The organism is Acinetobacter sp. ACNIH3 (assembly GCF_002918965.1).
GTDB lineage: Bacteria > Pseudomonadota > Gammaproteobacteria > Pseudomonadales > Moraxellaceae > Acinetobacter > Acinetobacter schindleri.
In genome coordinates, this window is sequence record NZ_PQLP01000053.1 from 1 (window position 1) to 16,079 (window position 16,079).

The 16,079-nt window shown below is 43.4% G+C and carries 10 protein-coding genes, 4 tRNA genes and 2 pseudogenes; 3 read left to right on the plus strand and 13 right to left on the minus strand.

What is annotated here, in order from left to right; genetic code table 11:
- Positions 1-934: 934 nt before the first annotated feature.
- The 8 genes from C3420_RS14600 to secA all read right to left on the minus strand — a co-directional run bounded on the left by C3420_RS14600 (position 935) and on the right by secA (position 7,299).
- Positions 935-1,011, minus strand: a tRNA-Pro gene (locus C3420_RS14600).
- Between the two features lie 17 nt (positions 1,012-1,028).
- Positions 1,029-1,104: transfer RNA gene (locus C3420_RS14605), tRNA-His, on the minus strand.
- Between the two features lie 34 nt (positions 1,105-1,138).
- Positions 1,139-1,215, minus strand: a tRNA-Arg gene (locus C3420_RS14610).
- Between the two features lie 35 nt (positions 1,216-1,250).
- A tRNA-Pro gene (locus C3420_RS14615) sits at positions 1,251-1,327 on the minus strand.
- A gap of 153 nt (positions 1,328-1,480) precedes the next feature.
- Positions 1,481-2,548, minus strand: coding sequence for a quinolinate synthase NadA (gene nadA, locus C3420_RS14620; protein WP_071321164.1), 1,068 nt, complete (start codon positions 2,546-2,548; stop codon positions 1,481-1,483).
- 160 nt (positions 2,549-2,708) lie between these two features.
- Entirely contained in the window at positions 2,709-3,929 is a 1,221-nt protein-coding gene (gene argJ, locus C3420_RS14625) for a bifunctional glutamate N-acetyltransferase/amino-acid acetyltransferase ArgJ (protein WP_103800872.1), read from the minus strand.
- Positions 3,930-4,083: 154 nt separating this feature from the next.
- Positions 4,084-4,437: a hypothetical protein gene (locus tag C3420_RS14630; protein WP_103800873.1), complete on the minus strand. Its 354-nt coding sequence runs from the start codon at positions 4,435-4,437 to the stop codon at positions 4,084-4,086.
- Between the two features lie 135 nt (positions 4,438-4,572).
- Positions 4,573-7,299, minus strand: coding sequence for a preprotein translocase subunit SecA (gene secA / locus C3420_RS14635; protein ID WP_103800874.1), 2,727 nt, complete (start codon positions 7,297-7,299; stop codon positions 4,573-4,575).
- A 322-nt stretch (positions 7,300-7,621) separates the two neighbouring features.
- On the opposite strand from secA, the gene C3420_RS14640 reads away from it, so the two are divergent.
- Both C3420_RS14640 and C3420_RS14645 read left to right on the plus strand, forming a co-directional pair.
- Positions 7,622-8,263 carry a peroxiredoxin gene (locus tag C3420_RS14640; protein WP_048881962.1) on the plus strand — a complete coding sequence of 214 codons (642 nt, stop codon included), beginning with the start codon at positions 7,622-7,624 and terminating at the stop codon, positions 8,261-8,263.
- A 465-nt stretch (positions 8,264-8,728) separates the two neighbouring features.
- Positions 8,729-9,310 (plus strand): annotated as a pseudogene (locus C3420_RS14645) (dual specificity protein phosphatase family protein).
- A gap of 12 nt (positions 9,311-9,322) precedes the next feature.
- On the opposite strand, the gene C3420_RS14650 reads toward C3420_RS14645, so the two are convergent.
- The 4 genes from C3420_RS14650 to trpA are packed head-to-tail and all read right to left on the minus strand — an operon-like array spanning position 9,323 to position 13,332.
- Positions 9,323-10,354, minus strand: a complete 1,032-nt coding sequence (locus C3420_RS14650) for an SPOR domain-containing protein (protein ID WP_103800875.1) — start codon at positions 10,352-10,354, stop codon at positions 9,323-9,325.
- Entirely contained in the window at positions 10,351-11,637 is a 1,287-nt protein-coding gene (folC, locus tag C3420_RS14655) for a bifunctional tetrahydrofolate synthase/dihydrofolate synthase (RefSeq protein ID WP_103800876.1), read from the minus strand. The genes C3420_RS14650 and folC overlap by 4 nt, the downstream gene beginning before the upstream one ends.
- Complete coding sequence (gene accD / locus C3420_RS14660) at positions 11,634-12,530, minus strand: acetyl-CoA carboxylase, carboxyltransferase subunit beta (RefSeq protein ID WP_103800877.1); 897 nt, start codon at positions 12,528-12,530, stop codon at positions 11,634-11,636. Before accD ends, folC begins: the two co-directional genes overlap by 4 nt.
- A 1-nt stretch (position 12,531) precedes the next feature.
- Positions 12,532-13,332, minus strand: a complete 801-nt coding sequence (trpA, locus tag C3420_RS14665) for a tryptophan synthase subunit alpha (RefSeq protein ID WP_103800878.1) — start codon at positions 13,330-13,332, stop codon at positions 12,532-12,534.
- Between the two features lie 367 nt (positions 13,333-13,699).
- On the opposite strand from trpA, the gene C3420_RS14670 reads away from it, so the two are divergent.
- The gene (locus C3420_RS14670; RefSeq protein ID WP_103800879.1) at positions 13,700-15,034 is read left to right on the plus strand and encodes a Na+/H+ antiporter NhaC family protein; all 1,335 of its coding nucleotides are present in this window, start codon (positions 13,700-13,702) and stop codon (positions 15,032-15,034) included.
- A 47-nt stretch (positions 15,035-15,081) separates the two neighbouring features.
- On the opposite strand, the pseudogene C3420_RS14675 reads toward C3420_RS14670, so the two are convergent.
- Positions 15,082-15,942: pseudogene (locus C3420_RS14675) on the minus strand (helix-turn-helix domain-containing protein); the annotation flags it as partial.
- Between the last annotated feature and the right edge of the window lie 137 nt (positions 15,943-16,079).

The window sequence follows — 16,079 nt, forward strand, 5'->3', positions numbered from 1 at the left end:
AATTTTCTGACATTCATTTCTCAAATAAACTTCGAGTAATTTCTACCATCAATCAATGAAAATAATTTCGATCAATCAACCAGTAAAAATCCACACAAGTTGTTCTTCATAATCTCTTAATGATCTTCTCAATGCTTCGTCAGCATCAAGCTAGGTCGGCTATATTACTCTCTATCTCTAGAAAGTCAACTAGTAAATCAGATTATTTTTAAACTTATCAAATAAAACCTAACTCAACCAATCTTAACTAAGTTACTGTTTTATCAGAAGTTTTAATCTTCATCACCGCCGATGGATGTGCATTCTACAGTATTTCACTCCACGTGCAACCCCCTTTTTCAACAAAAACCACCGTCTGTTTATTTATTCTACAGAAATCAGCTTTTTCTCTATCTTTTGACTAAAAATGGTACAGAATCGGGCACGTTACTTAATATTTTCTTTGTCTTTCTTATAAAAAGCTTCATTACCTTTCTCTAAATCTGCATATAAACTGATTACTCTTCATATAATTTTTTATTTAAATATTCATTATCTTTTCTTTTAGCAACCGCTCATTCTTATCATTTCAAAAAATAATTTTTTCATACTTTTAAAACATATCCTCAAGAAAAACCCCGATAAATATCTTTTAGCGAAATATAGATAATTACTTCAAGCTTGTTATTTTCAATAAGTAGTGCCGCAATAATGGTTTCAGCATCGTTATTACTTATGGTTATATTATTGGACCACCAATCAGTGATCACATCAGACCAAAGCAAAATTATCTCAATAAAGTCAGACAATATACAAAGCAGAATATTTAAAGAAATAAGTAATCTAATTGAGAAGTAATTTAAAAACTCATTCTAATTTTATTTGAATTATTAAATTTCAGGCATAAAAAAACCGCTTAACGCGGTATCTTTTATCTCGACCATCTTTAAGGAGATGGTCGGAGCAGTAGGATTCGAACCTACGACCCCCTGGTCCCAAACCAGGTGCACTACCAGGCTGTGCTATGCTCCGATTTCAACTTTAAAAGTTGGGGTGAATGACGGGATTCGAACCCGCGACAACTGGAATCACAATCCAGGGCTCTACCAACTGAGCTACATCCACCATCATTTTGATTCTAAAATACCAGGCAACCAAATGGCGCGCCTGACAGGATTCGAACCTGTGACCATCCGCTTAGAAGGCGGATGCTCTATCCAACTGAGCTACAAGCGCTTTACCGATGATACTTATCATCCGCCTTGAAGAATTGGTCGGAGCAGTAGGATTCGAACCTACGACCCCCTGGTCCCAAACCAGGTGCACTACCAGGCTGTGCTATGCTCCGATTCATCTCAGCTTTCGTATCAAGCTAATCGCTTGGTACGGTGTGCATTCTAGGCGCGACGCCCAAAGACGTCAACACCTATATTTAAAAAAAATCAAAAAATCGCTTCAAGCGTATATTTATCAAGCATTTCAGATATTTTTTATACAAATTCTAACGTTTTAGACCTGCACTAAAGTCCAGCATCCGGTCAAGTGGTAATTTTGCCCGTTCTGCCAAAGCAGGATCGACATGAATTTCCTGATCACCATGTTGCAACACATGCAGAATACCATCAAGTTCATTCATCGCCATCCAAGGACAATGCGCACATGAGCGGCAGGTAGCTCCCTCTCCAGCAGTTGGTGCTTCAATCAGGATCTTGTTCGGTACAGCCTGCTGCATTTTGTAGAATATACCGCGATCTGTTGCCACAATTAGTCGCTCATTAGGCAAAGTCTGAGCAGCTTTAATCAGTTGCGAGGTACTTCCAACAGCATCTGCAATTTCAACTACAGACATAGGGGATTCAGGATGTACCAGTACCGCAGCATCTGGATACAGCGCTTTCATATTGGCAATGCCACGTGAACGGAATTCTTCATGCACAATGCACGCACCATCCCATAGCAACATATCTGCACCGGTTTTCTTTTGAATATAACGACCAAGATGCTGATCTGGCGCCCAAATGATTTTTTCACCTAAGCTATCTAAATGCTCGATAATTTCTACTGCACAGCTTGAAGTCACCACCCAGTCCGCACGTGCTTTTACAGCTGCCGAAGTATTGGCGTAAACCACTACAGTATGATCAGGATGAGCATCGCAAAACTTGGTAAATTCATCGACAGGACAGCCGAGATCCAGTGAACAGGTCGCTTCTAATGTTGGCATAAGTACAGTTTTATTCGGTGATAAAATTTTTGAAGTTTCCCCCATAAATTTTACACCAGCGACGACCAAGGTAGACGCTGGATGATCGCGACCAAAACGAGCCATTTCCAATGAATCAGACACACAACCACCGGTGAGTTCTGCCAGTTCCTGAACTTCAGGATCGCAGTAATAATGTGCGACCAGTACAGCATCACGCTTTTTAAGCTCTGCCTGGATCTGTGCAAACTTTTCCTGCTTGGCCTGTTCACTTAACTGATGCTCTTTCGTCTCACCCAGGCGGTCCAAATGTGCCTGCACAATTGATTTGGCTTCATTGGCTATCAGTTTGGTTGCATCATTCATAACAACATCTTCTCTTTTCCTATATGCCTGCCTTACGCCAGACATCCACCCTACATCACATACCGGTCAGTTTTGGCAATATGCCTTTTTTTGACCATTCAATAAAAATTTTAAAAGTATAAAAAAGCCTCCAGACGGAGGCTTTTGAATTAAATCAGCATTATGAACGATAGTCCGCATTGATTCGGACATAGTCATAAGACAGGTCACAGGTATAAACCGTATCTTTCGCTGTACCTCGTCCAAGGTCAACACGAATAGTCATTTCTGCCTGAGACATCACTCGCGCACCAGCTTCTTCCGTGTAATCTGCCGCTGCACCACCATCTTTACAGATTTGTACATCATCTAACCAAACCTGAATTTTTGCAACGTCTAAGTTTGCCACACCAGCATAACCAATCGCAGCCAGGATACGCCCCCAGTTTGGATCAGAAGCAAAGATCGCTGTTTTCACCAGCGGAGAATGGGCAATACTATAGGCAATATCACAACATTCTTGTGTATTCGCCCCACCCTCAACTGCCACAGTGATAAATTTGGTCGCGCCTTCACCATCACGTACGATCAATTGAGCCAAACGTTTCATGGTACGTGCAAGTACTTCAAGAACTACTGCATAACGTGGATCTTCAGTAGAGCTGATTTCAACACCGCCCGCCTGTCCAGTCGCAATAAAAATACAAGAGTCATTGGTTGAAGTATCACCATCAATAGTAATACGGTTGAATGACACGTTCACTGTTGTAGATAGCAACTGTTGAACCAGTTCACGGCTAATCGGTGCATCGGTGGCTACATACCCTAACATGGTCGCCATATTCGGACGAATCATGCCCGCACCTTTAGAAATACCAGTCATGGTATAGGTGATGCCATCTATTTCGAACTGTTCAGAAGCACCTTTTGGTGTGGTGTCTGTGGTCATAATCCCTGTCGCTGCATCTACCCATGCATCATCACGCAATGAGTCTAGTGCTGGCTGTAAACCGCTCAATAGACGCTCCATTGGTAGTTGCTCACCAATCACACCTGTTGAGAATGGAAGTACTTCCTCTGGTTTTACGCCAGCAATCTCAGCAAGCTTTGCACAAGTTGCTTCTGCATTTGCCATACCGGTTGGGCCTGTACCAGCATTTGCATTACCCGTATTAATCACTAAATAACGTGGATTGCCTACTGTCAAATGTGCCTTAGACACATGAACCGGTGCTGCACAAAAAGCATTTTGGGTAAATACACCTGCAACATTGGAGCCTTCAGCCAGTTCAAATATCACCAGGTCACGTCGGTTCTGATAGCGCACATACGCTTCTGCCGAACCAATTTTTACCCCTTTCACCACATGCATCTGTGGCATAGATACGTCACCAACTGCCATTTTAAAATGTCCAATATTGAAGTTTTAGAAAAATACAGCTTAGTTGATCTGAGACAAAAAATCGAGCCAAAGCCTGATAGACGCTCACTTTTCTTATGGTTTTTCACAATAAAAAACCAGTCATAGTGACTGGTTTTATTAAGCTCAGCAAAACTTAGTTTTTTGCCAGCTGGGCAGCTCCATTTAGCAATGCTTGTTTCGCCTGTTGCTGACTAGTCGCGGACAATGCCGGATTAGATGCCACAATACGATCAGCATTGGCTGCATTGGCAGCAGTAATTGCAGCAGTTTGTAGTACGATCGGACGGTTCGGATTGGCAAAGGTATAACGGATACCTGTACGAGGGCTTTCCACAGTCACCTGACCGCTTGCATCTACCTGAACAGGTGCAGTCGTTGGGCCAATGGCTTGTTTGACTTTATCTACAGTTGTGGTTTCTGAAGCCGCAAAACTCAAGGTAGGGATTGCCAAAGCAGCAATCATCAACGGTTTTAATACTTTTTTCATTGTCTGTCCGCAATTTGATGTCCAATGAGCAACTAAATAACACTTAATGTTATGGACTGCAATTCAAAATGTGCTTTTGAAAAACTTTTTCACATAAAAAAATCAGAGCCCTGGAGCTCTGATTTTTTATATCACTTAAATTTTACCGTGACACTGTTTGTATTTCAGACCTGAACCACATGGACACGGTGCATTACGGCTTGCAGGCGCTTCAAATACCGGTGCAACTGAAGTTGTATTGGCATTTTGCAGGGTATGATCTTCTTCCCCATCTTCCAGCAAACTGTCAAATTCCTGATGAGACAACTGGATACGCATTGCTTCAGCCTGAGCCTGTTGCTGTGCTTCCATCTCAGCCAGTTCTTCAGCAGTTGGTACATGGATACGGGACAGGTCCATCACCACATCAGATTTGATCACACCCAGCATATTCACAAACAGGTTGTACGCTTCTTTCTTGTATTCCTGTTCCGGATTTTTCTGTGCATAACCACGTAGATGAATACCTTGACGCAGGTAATCCATCGCAGCCAGATGCTCTTTCCAATGACGATCCAGAGAATTCAACAGGAAGTGACGTTCCAAAGTTGCTGCAGATTCAGCACCCATCTGTTCACGACGTTCGCGGTAGCGATTAATCACCTCATCGGTAATACGTTCAACCAGACCTTCTTCATCCAGACGACGGTCCTGTTCTAACCATTGACCTATTGGTAATTCGAAGTTCAGGTCTTCTTTCAATGCCTGTTCCAGACCTTCAATATCCCACTGGTCATGAATAGATTCTGGCGGAACATAGTTGGCAATCATGCCCTTCATGACATCGCGGATCATTTCTTCGATGTAATCTTGTAAAGAGCTTTCAGCCAGAATATCATCACGTTGAGAATAAATGATCTTACGCTGTTCGTTATTTACGTCATCGTATTTCAACAGGTTCTTACGAATATCGAAGTTACGCGCTTCAACTTTACGCTGCGCATTTTCAATTGAGCGCGATACCATCTTGTGCTCAATCGCTTCATCTTCTTGCAGACCCATGGCACGCATCATGGCAATGATACGGTCACCTGCGAAGATACGCATCAAGTCATCTTCAAGTGACAGATAGAAACGGGATACACCCGGGTCGCCTTGACGACCAGCACGACCACGCAACTGGTTATCGATACGACGCGATTCGTGACGCTCAGAACCAATAATATGCAAGCCACCTGATGCCAATACGGCTTCATGGTTCTCTTCCCATTCAGCTTTCAAGCGAGCTTCATCTTCAGCTGTTGGATTTTCAATTTTAGCGAGTTTGGCTTTCCAGTTACCGCCCAGCAAAATATCCGTACCACGACCTGCCATGTTTGTGGCAATGGTTACTGCACGTGGTGCACCAGCTTGGGCAATAATATCCGCTTCACGTTCGTGCTGTTTTGCATTCAGAACTTCGTGCTGAATGCCCGCTTCTCGCAATTTATCAGAAAGAATTTCAGAAGCTTCGATAGTCGCAGTACCAATTAGAATCGGTGCTACACCAGCTTCATGAACACGTTGAATCTCCTGAATAATGGCGTTGTATTTACCTTCACGATTCAGGTAGATCAAGTCATTCTGGTCATTACGGATCATTGGACGGTGGGTTGGAATTAGCACCACATCCAGACCATAAATTTCTTTCATTTCCGCAGCTTCAGTATCCGCTGTACCGGTCATACCAGACAGTTTTTTATAAAGACGGAAATAGTTCTGGAAAGTTGTGGTTGCAAGCGTCTGGTTTTCAGGCTGGATTTCCAGACCCTCTTTCGCTTCTACCGCTTGATGCAGACCTTCAGACCAGCGACGGCCCGGCATGGTACGACCCGTGTTCTCATCAACAATGATGACTTCACCTTCATGGATAATGTAATGCACATTGCGTTGATACAGGTAATGCGCACGAATTGCCGCAGTCACGTGGTGCACAAGATTCAGGTTAGATGCTGAATACAGACTCTCGCCTTCAGCTAGTAAACCCATAGAGATCAGTTCATTTTCAACAAATTCAAAACCGGTTTCGGTGATTTCTACAGAACGCTGTTTTTCATCAATCCAGAAATGACCGCCATCCGGCACTTTCTCTTCTTTTTGCGGATGTAATTTTGGTGGAATACTATTGATTGCAGAATAAAGCTGAGAAGAGTCTTCACTTTGACCAGAAATGATCAATGGTGTACGTGCTTCATCGATCAGGATCGAATCGACCTCATCGATAATCGCATAAGTCAGACCACGCTGCTTTTTCTCTGCCAGCGAGAACACCATGTTGTCACGCAGATAGTCAAAACCGAATTCGTTATTGGTACCGTACGTGATATCGGCTTTATAAGCTTCAGCTTTTTCTACCGGGTTTTGCATGGAGTAAATGATACCAATGCTCAAACCCAAGAATTCGAATAATGGACGGTTTAACTCAGCATCACGCTGTGCCAGGTAATCGTTCACAGTAATGACATGTACGCCCTGACCACTTAAAGCATTCAGATAACAGGCCAAGGTACCCATCAGGGTTTTACCTTCACCAGTACGCATCTCGGCAATTTTGCCTTCATGCAGGGTAATACCACCGATCAGCTGTACGTCGTAATGACGCATTCCCATAATACGTTTACCTGCTTCACGGCAGACCGCAAACGCTTCAGGGAGTAATTTATCTAGACTTTCGCCGTTATTATATCGTTGTTTGAATTCTTCAGTTTTTGCAGATAAGTCTGCATCGCTTAGGGCTGATATCGTCGGCTCGAGCGCATTAATCTTGTCTACGATTTTACGCATGCGTTTGAGTTCGCGCTCATTTTTGGTACCGAAGATTCCTCCGATCAGACTTGCCAACATGAATAGACTCTCTAAATCTTGCTTGTCAAATGAATATGTTCTTAGTCGTTTATTATGGTGCTAGAAATTTGAACTACAAGGGTTTTAATAAAAAAACCTTATTCCAGCTTCCAGCCCGGAGATCTAAGGCAACGTAATGTAGCAAATTTTGAACACGCAATATAGTGAAATGCATGGCTGTTTGATTCAAAAGCAGATAGATGGATTTTATCTTTATGCACTTTTTCTCATAAGAAAAGCTAAAAACGCTATTTTTAATTATAAAAAAACTGGTTCATATTAGTTTTATCCAACCCAATAACAGAATTTTGAGGCACATATCATGACTTTACGTTTAGGCGATACCGCACCGAACTTTGAACAACAATCAAGCGAAGGTCTAATTAATTTCTATGACTTTTTAGGTGATAGCTGGGGCATTCTGTTCTCGCATCCAGCGGACTATACGCCAGTATGTACCACTGAACTTGGCTTTACTGCAAAGCTTAAAGATGAATTTGAAAAGCGTGGTATAAAAGCTATCGCCTTATCCGTAGATGATGTAGATTCACATCATGGCTGGATCAAAGACATTAATGAAACTCAAAATACCAGCGTGAATTTTCCGATCATTGCAGATCAGGACCGTAAGGTGTCTACCCTATATGATTTTATTCACCCCAATGCAAGTGAAACACTGACCGTACGTTCTCTGGTGATCATTGATCCGAACAAGAAAGTGCGTCTGATCATCACTTACCCCGCATCGACTGGTCGTAACTTCCACGAAATTCTACGTGTGGTTGATTCACTTCAGTTGACTGATAACCATAAAGTGGCAACGCCTGCCAACTGGCAACAGGGCGATGATGTAGTGATTGTTCCTTCATTGAAAGACGAGGAAGAAATCAAACAGCGCTTCCCTAAAGGTTATAAGGCAGTAACTCCTTACCTGCGTTTAACGCCCCAGCCTGAGCAAAATTAAAAGGACTCCTTTTTAATTTTGCGCAAGACAAACGAAGTGCGTAGTAAAGGATCAGCAAGGCGCTGCCTTGCCCTGAGGAATATTCCGCAAGAAGACGAGAAGCTATGCTTCGAGTTAAAACTAAAGCGCTGCTTTAGTTTTTCGCAAGACAAGCGAAGCACGTAGTTTTAAAAGAAAGTACTGCTCCGTCCTGAGGAATATATTCCGCAAGAAGACGAGAAGCCATGCTTCAAGCGGTAAACTAAAGCCGAGTTGCTCATTAAACTAAAATTAAGCTGTAATCAACTCTCCACCATGGAAAGCAAATAGTCAAAATCATAAATATTCATTTCCATGTTGTGATTAAAACCTATTGATGAGCCGGGTTATCGAGCTTCCTATTAAGCCTGTCTTCAGACAGGCTTTTTCTTTGTGAAAAGTTTTATTCTGTTTAAAATAGTGATTAAAACTACAATTCAGAGCACCATGAAAAATTATTATTCGTTTGTTATTGTTTCTATCTTTGCCTTAGCTGGTTGTATGACTACACCTGCCTTACCAGAATATCAGCGTCCTGCGCATTGGGGACAGGAAATTCATCAACAATATAATTTCTATCAGATTAGTAATGAACTCTATCGCAGTGAACAGCCCAGCCATGAACTGAAGCCTTTGTTGAAACAGTATGACATTGATGTGGTCATTAACCTGCGTTCACGTGATAAAGATTCGGAAATACTCGACAATGAAAATCTAAAGCTGAGACATATACCCATTCATACCTGGGCTATGCAAAGTGAAGATTTACTCAAGGTGATGCAGCTGATTCAGCAGGCACGGCAAAATAATGAAAAGGTATTATTACACTGCTATCACGGTTCTGATCGTACCGGTGCCAGTGTAGCCATGTACCGGATTATTTTTCAGAATTGGAGTATTGATGATGCGGTAACAGAAATGAAACATGGCGGTTATGGTTTTCACAGTATCTGACGCAATATTGAAAAATTATTTACCCCTGAAAATGTAAAATGGATCCGAGAGCAACTCACGGATCCATCTGTTTAAAGCAGACTTAAATTAACGTTTATCTAAAGGCACCCAATCGTTAACCCAGGCTGATTTCATGTTCAGACTGGCATCAGAGGCGATTTTCTTACGGATCGCATCAGCTGCTTCACGGTCTTTCGATGGACCAACCATAATCCGTATTCCTTTTGAAGTTGGGCTCTTAGTCACCTTATAGCCTTTGGCACGCAGTTTTGCTGCAATCGCATCAGCATTGGCTTCATTGGCAGCCAGTGCCACCTGAACCATCCACTGCTTGTCATCTTCGCCTTCCAGCAACTTACGTGCTTTTTCAGCTTCGGCCTTTTTCTTGGCTTCTTCAGCTTTACGTTTTTCCTCAGCCTTACGTTTCTCTTCGGCAGCTTTTTGTTCAGCCTCTTTCTTCTCAGCCGCTTTACGCTGTTCTTCTGCTTTCTGCTGTTCGGCTTTACGCTTTTCTTCCGCCTTACGTTTTTCTTCAGCTGCCTTGCGCTCAGCTTCTTTCTTCTCAGCCACTTTACGCTCTTCTGCCTTGCGCTTTTCCTCTGCAGCTTTACGCTCAGCTTCTTTCTTCACAGCATCAGAAGAATCTTGCTGCTGGGTTAAATTTTGCTGCTCAAGCTTTTTTTGCGCGGCTGCTTTGTCTTCGGCTAAACGTTTCTGTTTGGCCTGTTCATCTTCCACCAGTTCTGGTGGAATATTGTCTGAGCTTTGCTGGCCCATACGGTGTGCATTTAGGGCAGCATATTCTTCAGCCGCCTTACGTGCTGCATCCGCTTCAGCCTGCTGTTGCATCGCCAGGAATTCTGCTGCACGTGCTTCCTGCTCAGCCACGGCCTTTTCACGGTCACGGCGCTGCTGCTCCAGAAGACGTTTTTCAGTTTCAACATCTACCGTCAATGAACTCGGACCAGCTACATCCCGACTTTCTACCTGAGCTGGCTGTTCTGGCACATTCACACTATGATGATCAATTTCTGCTTTGCCTTTCAGGAGTAATGCTGCCAATAAAACACCACCACCTAATAAAACAACGCCTCCCATCCAGCGTTGTTTGTTATTCATTGACATTCTTCCAAATACTCCCATACCGCTTCTAACGTATGAAATGAACCACACACCAAGATCAGCTGATTATTATTCGTTTCATCCAGCGCTGATTGAAAAGCTAATTTAACATTGTTATAGGTTTCCACCGCTTGCCCGGCTAAAGCATCAGTCAATACCGACAGCTCTGCTGCACGTGGAACATTTAACGGTGCAATTTTCCATAATCGGATACTGTCTTTCAATAACCCGACTACAGAATTTATATCTTTATCACCTAACATCGAAAAGACACAGACTACTTCCGAAATCTGCGAATGATGATTTAAATAGTGACTTAACTGTTTTAACAGGAATTCGACCCCATGCGGATTATGCCCGGCATCAAATATCACAGTTTTATTTGTAATTTCACGAATCTCAAAACGACCTGGCAATTTTGCCGTCTGAATTCCTTGTGCAATGGCTTCCTGACTGACTTCCAGACCACTCACCAGAATTGCTGCAACAGCTGTCGAGATATTATCCAGTGCCAATGAACCTGTCGGAAGTTTCAGTGTTGTCCCGGAAGATGCAAAGCCCCAGGATGCACCATCTTCAAAGGCTTCATAAAAATAATCACGATTGATGGTATATAACGGCGCTGTACATTCGGCAGCCTTATCTAAAATCGCTTGAGGAATGTCCTGCTGTCCGCCAAAAACCACCGGAATATTTGAACGGATAATGCCGGCTTTTTCAAAGGCAATTTTTTCAATAGTATCACCGAGCCAGTCGGTATGGTCCAGACCAATATTGGTAATCACTGCAACGTCTGGATTGACGACATTGACCACGTCCAGACGACCACCCAACCCTACTTCCAGCACCCATACATCACACGCTTCATTTTTAAAAATAACAAAAGCAGCGAGTGTGGTTGCTTCAAAGAAAGACAGGCTCAAACCACATTCGCGGCGAGCCTGATCAACTTCAACAAAAGCATCTACCAGCAACTGATCTTCAACTTCAATACCGCATAGTTTGACGCGCTCATTAAAGCGATACACATGCGGGGATTGATACAGACCCACCTTCAAACCTTGTGCATTTAGAATGGCGGCCAAGGTGGTCGTGGTCGAACCTTTACCATTGGTTCCAGCAACGGTCAGCACTTTGGCTTCAGGCTGTGTAACGCCCAGCTTTTCAGCGACTGGAATGACCCGTTCCAGACCTAAATCAATACCCGTAACGTGAACATGGCTCCAATAATCGAGCCATGTATCTAAAGAATCTGTTGCTAAAGGTGCTGCTGTGTTCAAGGCAAATTCATCAATTTCGTGACAATACGATAGACTGTATCACGTAATGCATGACGGTGAACAATTTGGTCGATCACACCATGATCAAGCAAATATTCTGCACGTTGGAAAGGTTCTTCCAGCTTTTCACGTACTGTTTGTTCGATGACACGTTTACCCGCAAAACCGATCATTGCTTTCGGTTCAGCAATATGCACATCACCTAACATAGCCAGAGATGCAGTTACACCACCATAAACCGGATGGGTAAGCACGACTACGTATGGCAGACCTGCTTCTTTCAGACGCTGGATTGCAGCTGATGTACGAGCCATCTGCATCAAAGACAACATGCCTTCCTGCATACGTGCTCCACCTGAAGCGGCAAAACAGATCAATGGCTGTTGCAGTTCAATCGCACGTTCAGCGGCTTGCACAAAACGGTCACCCACCACAGTACCCATTGAACCGCCCATGAAATCAAATTCAAAAGCAGTTGCAATCATTGCTACGCCTTTCAGCAGACCTTGCATCACGATCAGTGCTTCAGTTTCACCCGTTTTCTTTTGTGCTTCCGACATACGCTCAGGATAAGCTTTGCTGTCGACAAATTTCAGTGGATCTTTGGCCGTAAATTCCTGACCCATTTCAGTCTGTACCTGATCAAAGAACCAGTTCAGACGGTCACGTGCTTTCATTTTCAGATGTTCATCGCATTGTGGACAAACATAAGCATTAAATGACATTGCAGTACGTGTCACCAAAGCATGACATTCTGGGCACTCAATTGTTGGCTCTGTGAATGTCGCTTTTAGGGTGGTTTGCTCATCAGGCACATGAATGCCCGGAACAATACGCTCCGTCCATGGGGTCGATGGGCTCAGAATTTTGCCTGATTTGACTGGTTGACTCATACTATAACTCATCGAGCGCTGCTCGAAGCTCCTTGACTTTATTCACCGTCGCAATAACGGCTTGTTCTGGCGCGAGGGTTGCAAACTGTTTTACAAACGCACTCCCCACAATAACTGCATCGGCAGCAACACCCATCGCTTTCGCAGATGCGGCATCACTGATACCAAAACCAACGCCAACAGGAACATCTGTCTCGGTCTTAATTTTCTGAATGCGAGCGGCAGCTTCAGATACATCTAAAGTTGCTGCACCGGTCACCCCTTTTAGTGACACATAGTAAATAAAGCCGCTGGCCTGTTTTACCACGTGCTGAATACGGGCATCGGTTGAAGTTGGCGCCAGCAGGAAGATTTGATCCATGTCGTATTTTTGCAATACGATTTTCAAATCATCTGCTTCTTCAGGTGGCAGATCCACCAGAAGTACACCATCGACTCCACATTCATGAGCATAAGCCACGAACTTTTCATAGCCAATCACTTCAACAGGGTTTAAATAACCCATCAGAACCACTGGAGTTTCGTTATCTTTCTGACGAAACTCTTTCACCATTTCCAGAGCATTCAGGGTATTGGTTCCGCCTGCAAGTGCGCGTTCAGCAGCAAGTGCAATCACGGGACCATCCGCCATCGGATCTGAAAATGGAAGACCCAGTTCAATCACATCGACACCGGCATCTACCATTTGATGGAGCAGAGGTACAGTCACCTCAGGATGCGGGTCACCAGCCATACCATAAGAAACTAAAGCTTTACGCTGTTGAGATTTAAGTTGTCCAAATCGTGTGGCTAAACGTGACATAGGGTTGTGCGTTCCTTAACGTGTTTTCAAACTTGAAGCGTTGACTATTGTAGAAATACAAGACACCGCATTGTAACGCTATTTTTTGTTCATTGAACAGTACACAGCGAAGCGGTATTGTATTTCATTTCCTGCGCGAAGATTTCAGAACAACCCGAAAGACAGTATTTACGAATATTTTGATTTTTTTCTCAATGATCAAAGATGACTAATTTCGCTATTCTGTAAAATATTGAATGTTTAGATAAACTTATTTTTATCACTAAAAATTGAATAAAAACACAGGTGTTAGCGCATATATTTAAAGTTTTCTGAAATTGCAAAACCTGCTTTATACTACGCGCACTTTTTTACTTTTCTATCTCCTATGCAGACTGATTCAGAAGCTACAGTGCAGGCACGGGCCATTGCACTGTTGCCGCTTATTGTATTTTTAACAATCTTTTTAGGCAGCGGGATTTATCACACCATGATCGGAACCGAGTTCGCGTTCTATCAGGTGAAAGCGCCTGTTGCTGCCCTGCCTGCGATTATCTTGGCTGCATTAGTGTATCGCGGCAAACTCAACCAGGGCATTGAAGAATTTCTTAAAGGTGCCAGTCACCCTAACCTGATTCTGATGTTCATGGTGTTTATGCTGGCGGGAGCATTTGCCAGTGTTAGCAGTGCTATTGGCAGTGTCGATGCCACCGTGCAAATGGGTCTATCGGTGATTCCACCAGAATTTGTCTTGCCGATGCTATTTATTATTTCGGCATTCATTGCCACCGCAATGGGTACCTCAATGGGGACGATTGCTGCCTGTGCACCGATTGCCTTTGGCTTTACTCAAGCCACGGATATTACCGTGATTCATGCCATTGGTGCGGTCGTCGGCGGTGCAATGTTTGGTGATAACCTGTCGATGATCTCGGATACTACGATTGCGGCGACCAGCAGCCAGAAAGTGCAGCTACGGGACAAGTTCCGGGTCAATGTCTGGATTGCGGTGCCGGCATCAATTGTCACTATTGCGATTTATTTCTTTCACACCAGTGCAACAAGCGGCATGGAATATAAGGAGTTTAACTGGCTATTAGTCCTACCTTATATTGCGGTTTTTGTCTTGGCCTTTAGTCGTCTGCATGTACTTGCGGTCTTGGCAATTGGCGTATTGCTATCGGGCTTATTTGGTCTGTTCGCGACATCAGAGTTTGACCTACTTAAACTGAATAATTCAATCTATGATGGTTTTGTCGGGATGTTCGAAGTCGCTTTGCTGTCGATGTTTCTCGGTGGTTTGTCCGCCATCATGCAAAGTGAAGGCGGTTTACGCTGGCTGATCGAACGGATCTATGCGCTAACGCGTTTATTTAAAGTTGGCCGTCAACGTGCCGGTGAAATTGGTATCAGTTTTCTGGTAATTTTCTCGAACCTGTTTGTGGCCAATAATACCGTGGCGATCATCTTGTCTGGTGATATGGCACGTGAAGTGGCAAAAGAATATGGCGTTGATCCAAAACGGTCTGCTGCCTTGATGGATATTTTCTCTTGTGTAGTTCAAGGCCTGATTCCTTACGGCGCACAGCTATTGCTGGCCTGTTCGATTGCCAAGCTGTCTCCGGTAGAATTGATTGGTGGCGTTTATTATTGCTGGATTCTAGCGATCTTTGCAGTACTGGCAATTGCGTTTAGGTTTCCCCGACTCAAAGCAAATGCTTAAGCAGTAAAAGTAAAAATCAGCGATCCTTATGGGTCGCTTTTTTATTTCTATTTTTCTTCCTTTGTTTTGAAGAGTTTTCGTGCCTGTAAAAGTGTTTGCCCAGTTGCAGCTTTATAGGCACGCGCCAATGCAGATTGATCAGAATAATCCAGCTGCCGAGCAATTTCAGTCAGGCTAAGTCCCTGCTGTAATAGCGTCTCACAGTGTTTCATTCGCTCCTGTTCCAGCAACTTTTTAAAGGAACTGCCCTGCTTGCTTAAATAACGCTGCAAGCTGCGTGATGACATCCATAGCTGCTGTGCCAGTTGCTCAATTTTAATTGCTTGATATTCAGTACGTAGCTGATCAGCAATAATTTTTCGTGCCTGCTGTAATATTGATTCATTTGAAGACTTGGTAGCAATGGCTTCTTCAGCCTGGCGGACGAGCAGCTGTAACAGCATCGGATCAGCCTGTTCTGACCTGAATTGTAAATCTTGTAAGTCCAGCTCAAAACTATAATAGGCCTGAGAAAAACGCACGTCCACGCCAAAGAATTTCTGATAATGCCGTTGCGCCATCAACGGTACATGAGCTAACCGAACACAACGTAGTACCAGCGGATGATCCTGTAAAATATAACGACCCAGTTGCACCATTGCTGCAATCGTTAATTCATTCAGCAACTGATATTTCTCATGCAGAAAATCCCAGTACAGTTCAATACTTTGTTCATGCTGTTTTATCTGCAGAGGGACAAACTCACTACCATCCACTACTAGCCGTTGAAAACGCATGATATAACCGATCATCTCGGAAATACTGCTACTTTTCGAGGCCATATAACCCAATACCCCAAAATGCTCCGGACGAATAGACTGGACAATTTCAAAAATTAATTGCGGACAATGCAGATACGTTTGGGTTCTTTCAATAACTGGGCAGAGTAAAACTTGAAGTGCGACATAAACCACCTAATTAATTTAAAGGGTTTATGGAGTATATAAAATTGTCATACCATCATCTTAACTTTGAAGATCGTACTGCATTAATGCTTGAGTCAAGA

Excerpts from the sequence above, each read along its gene's own strand:
- C3420_RS14640 (WP_048881962.1), top strand. The coding sequence starts at position 7,622 with ATGACTTTACGTTTAGGCGATACCGCACCGAACTTTGAACAACAATCA.
- nadA (WP_071321164.1), bottom strand. The coding sequence starts at position 2,548 with ATGAATGATGCAACCAAACTGATAGCCAATGAAGCCAAATCAATTGTG.
- C3420_RS14670 (WP_103800879.1), top strand. The coding sequence starts at position 13,700 with ATGCAGACTGATTCAGAAGCTACAGTGCAGGCACGGGCCATTGCACTG.
- C3420_RS14630 (WP_103800873.1), bottom strand. The coding sequence starts at position 4,437 with ATGAAAAAAGTATTAAAACCGTTGATGATTGCTGCTTTGGCAATCCCT.
- trpA (WP_103800878.1), bottom strand. The coding sequence starts at position 13,332 with ATGTCACGTTTAGCCACACGATTTGGACAACTTAAATCTCAACAGCGT.
- argJ (WP_103800872.1), bottom strand. The coding sequence starts at position 3,929 with ATGGCAGTTGGTGACGTATCTATGCCACAGATGCATGTGGTGAAAGGG.
- secA (WP_103800874.1), bottom strand. The coding sequence starts at position 7,299 with ATGTTGGCAAGTCTGATCGGAGGAATCTTCGGTACCAAAAATGAGCGC.
- C3420_RS14650 (WP_103800875.1), bottom strand. The coding sequence starts at position 10,354 with ATGAATAACAAACAACGCTGGATGGGAGGCGTTGTTTTATTAGGTGGT.
- accD (WP_103800877.1), bottom strand. The coding sequence starts at position 12,530 with ATGAGTCAACCAGTCAAATCAGGCAAAATTCTGAGCCCATCGACCCCA.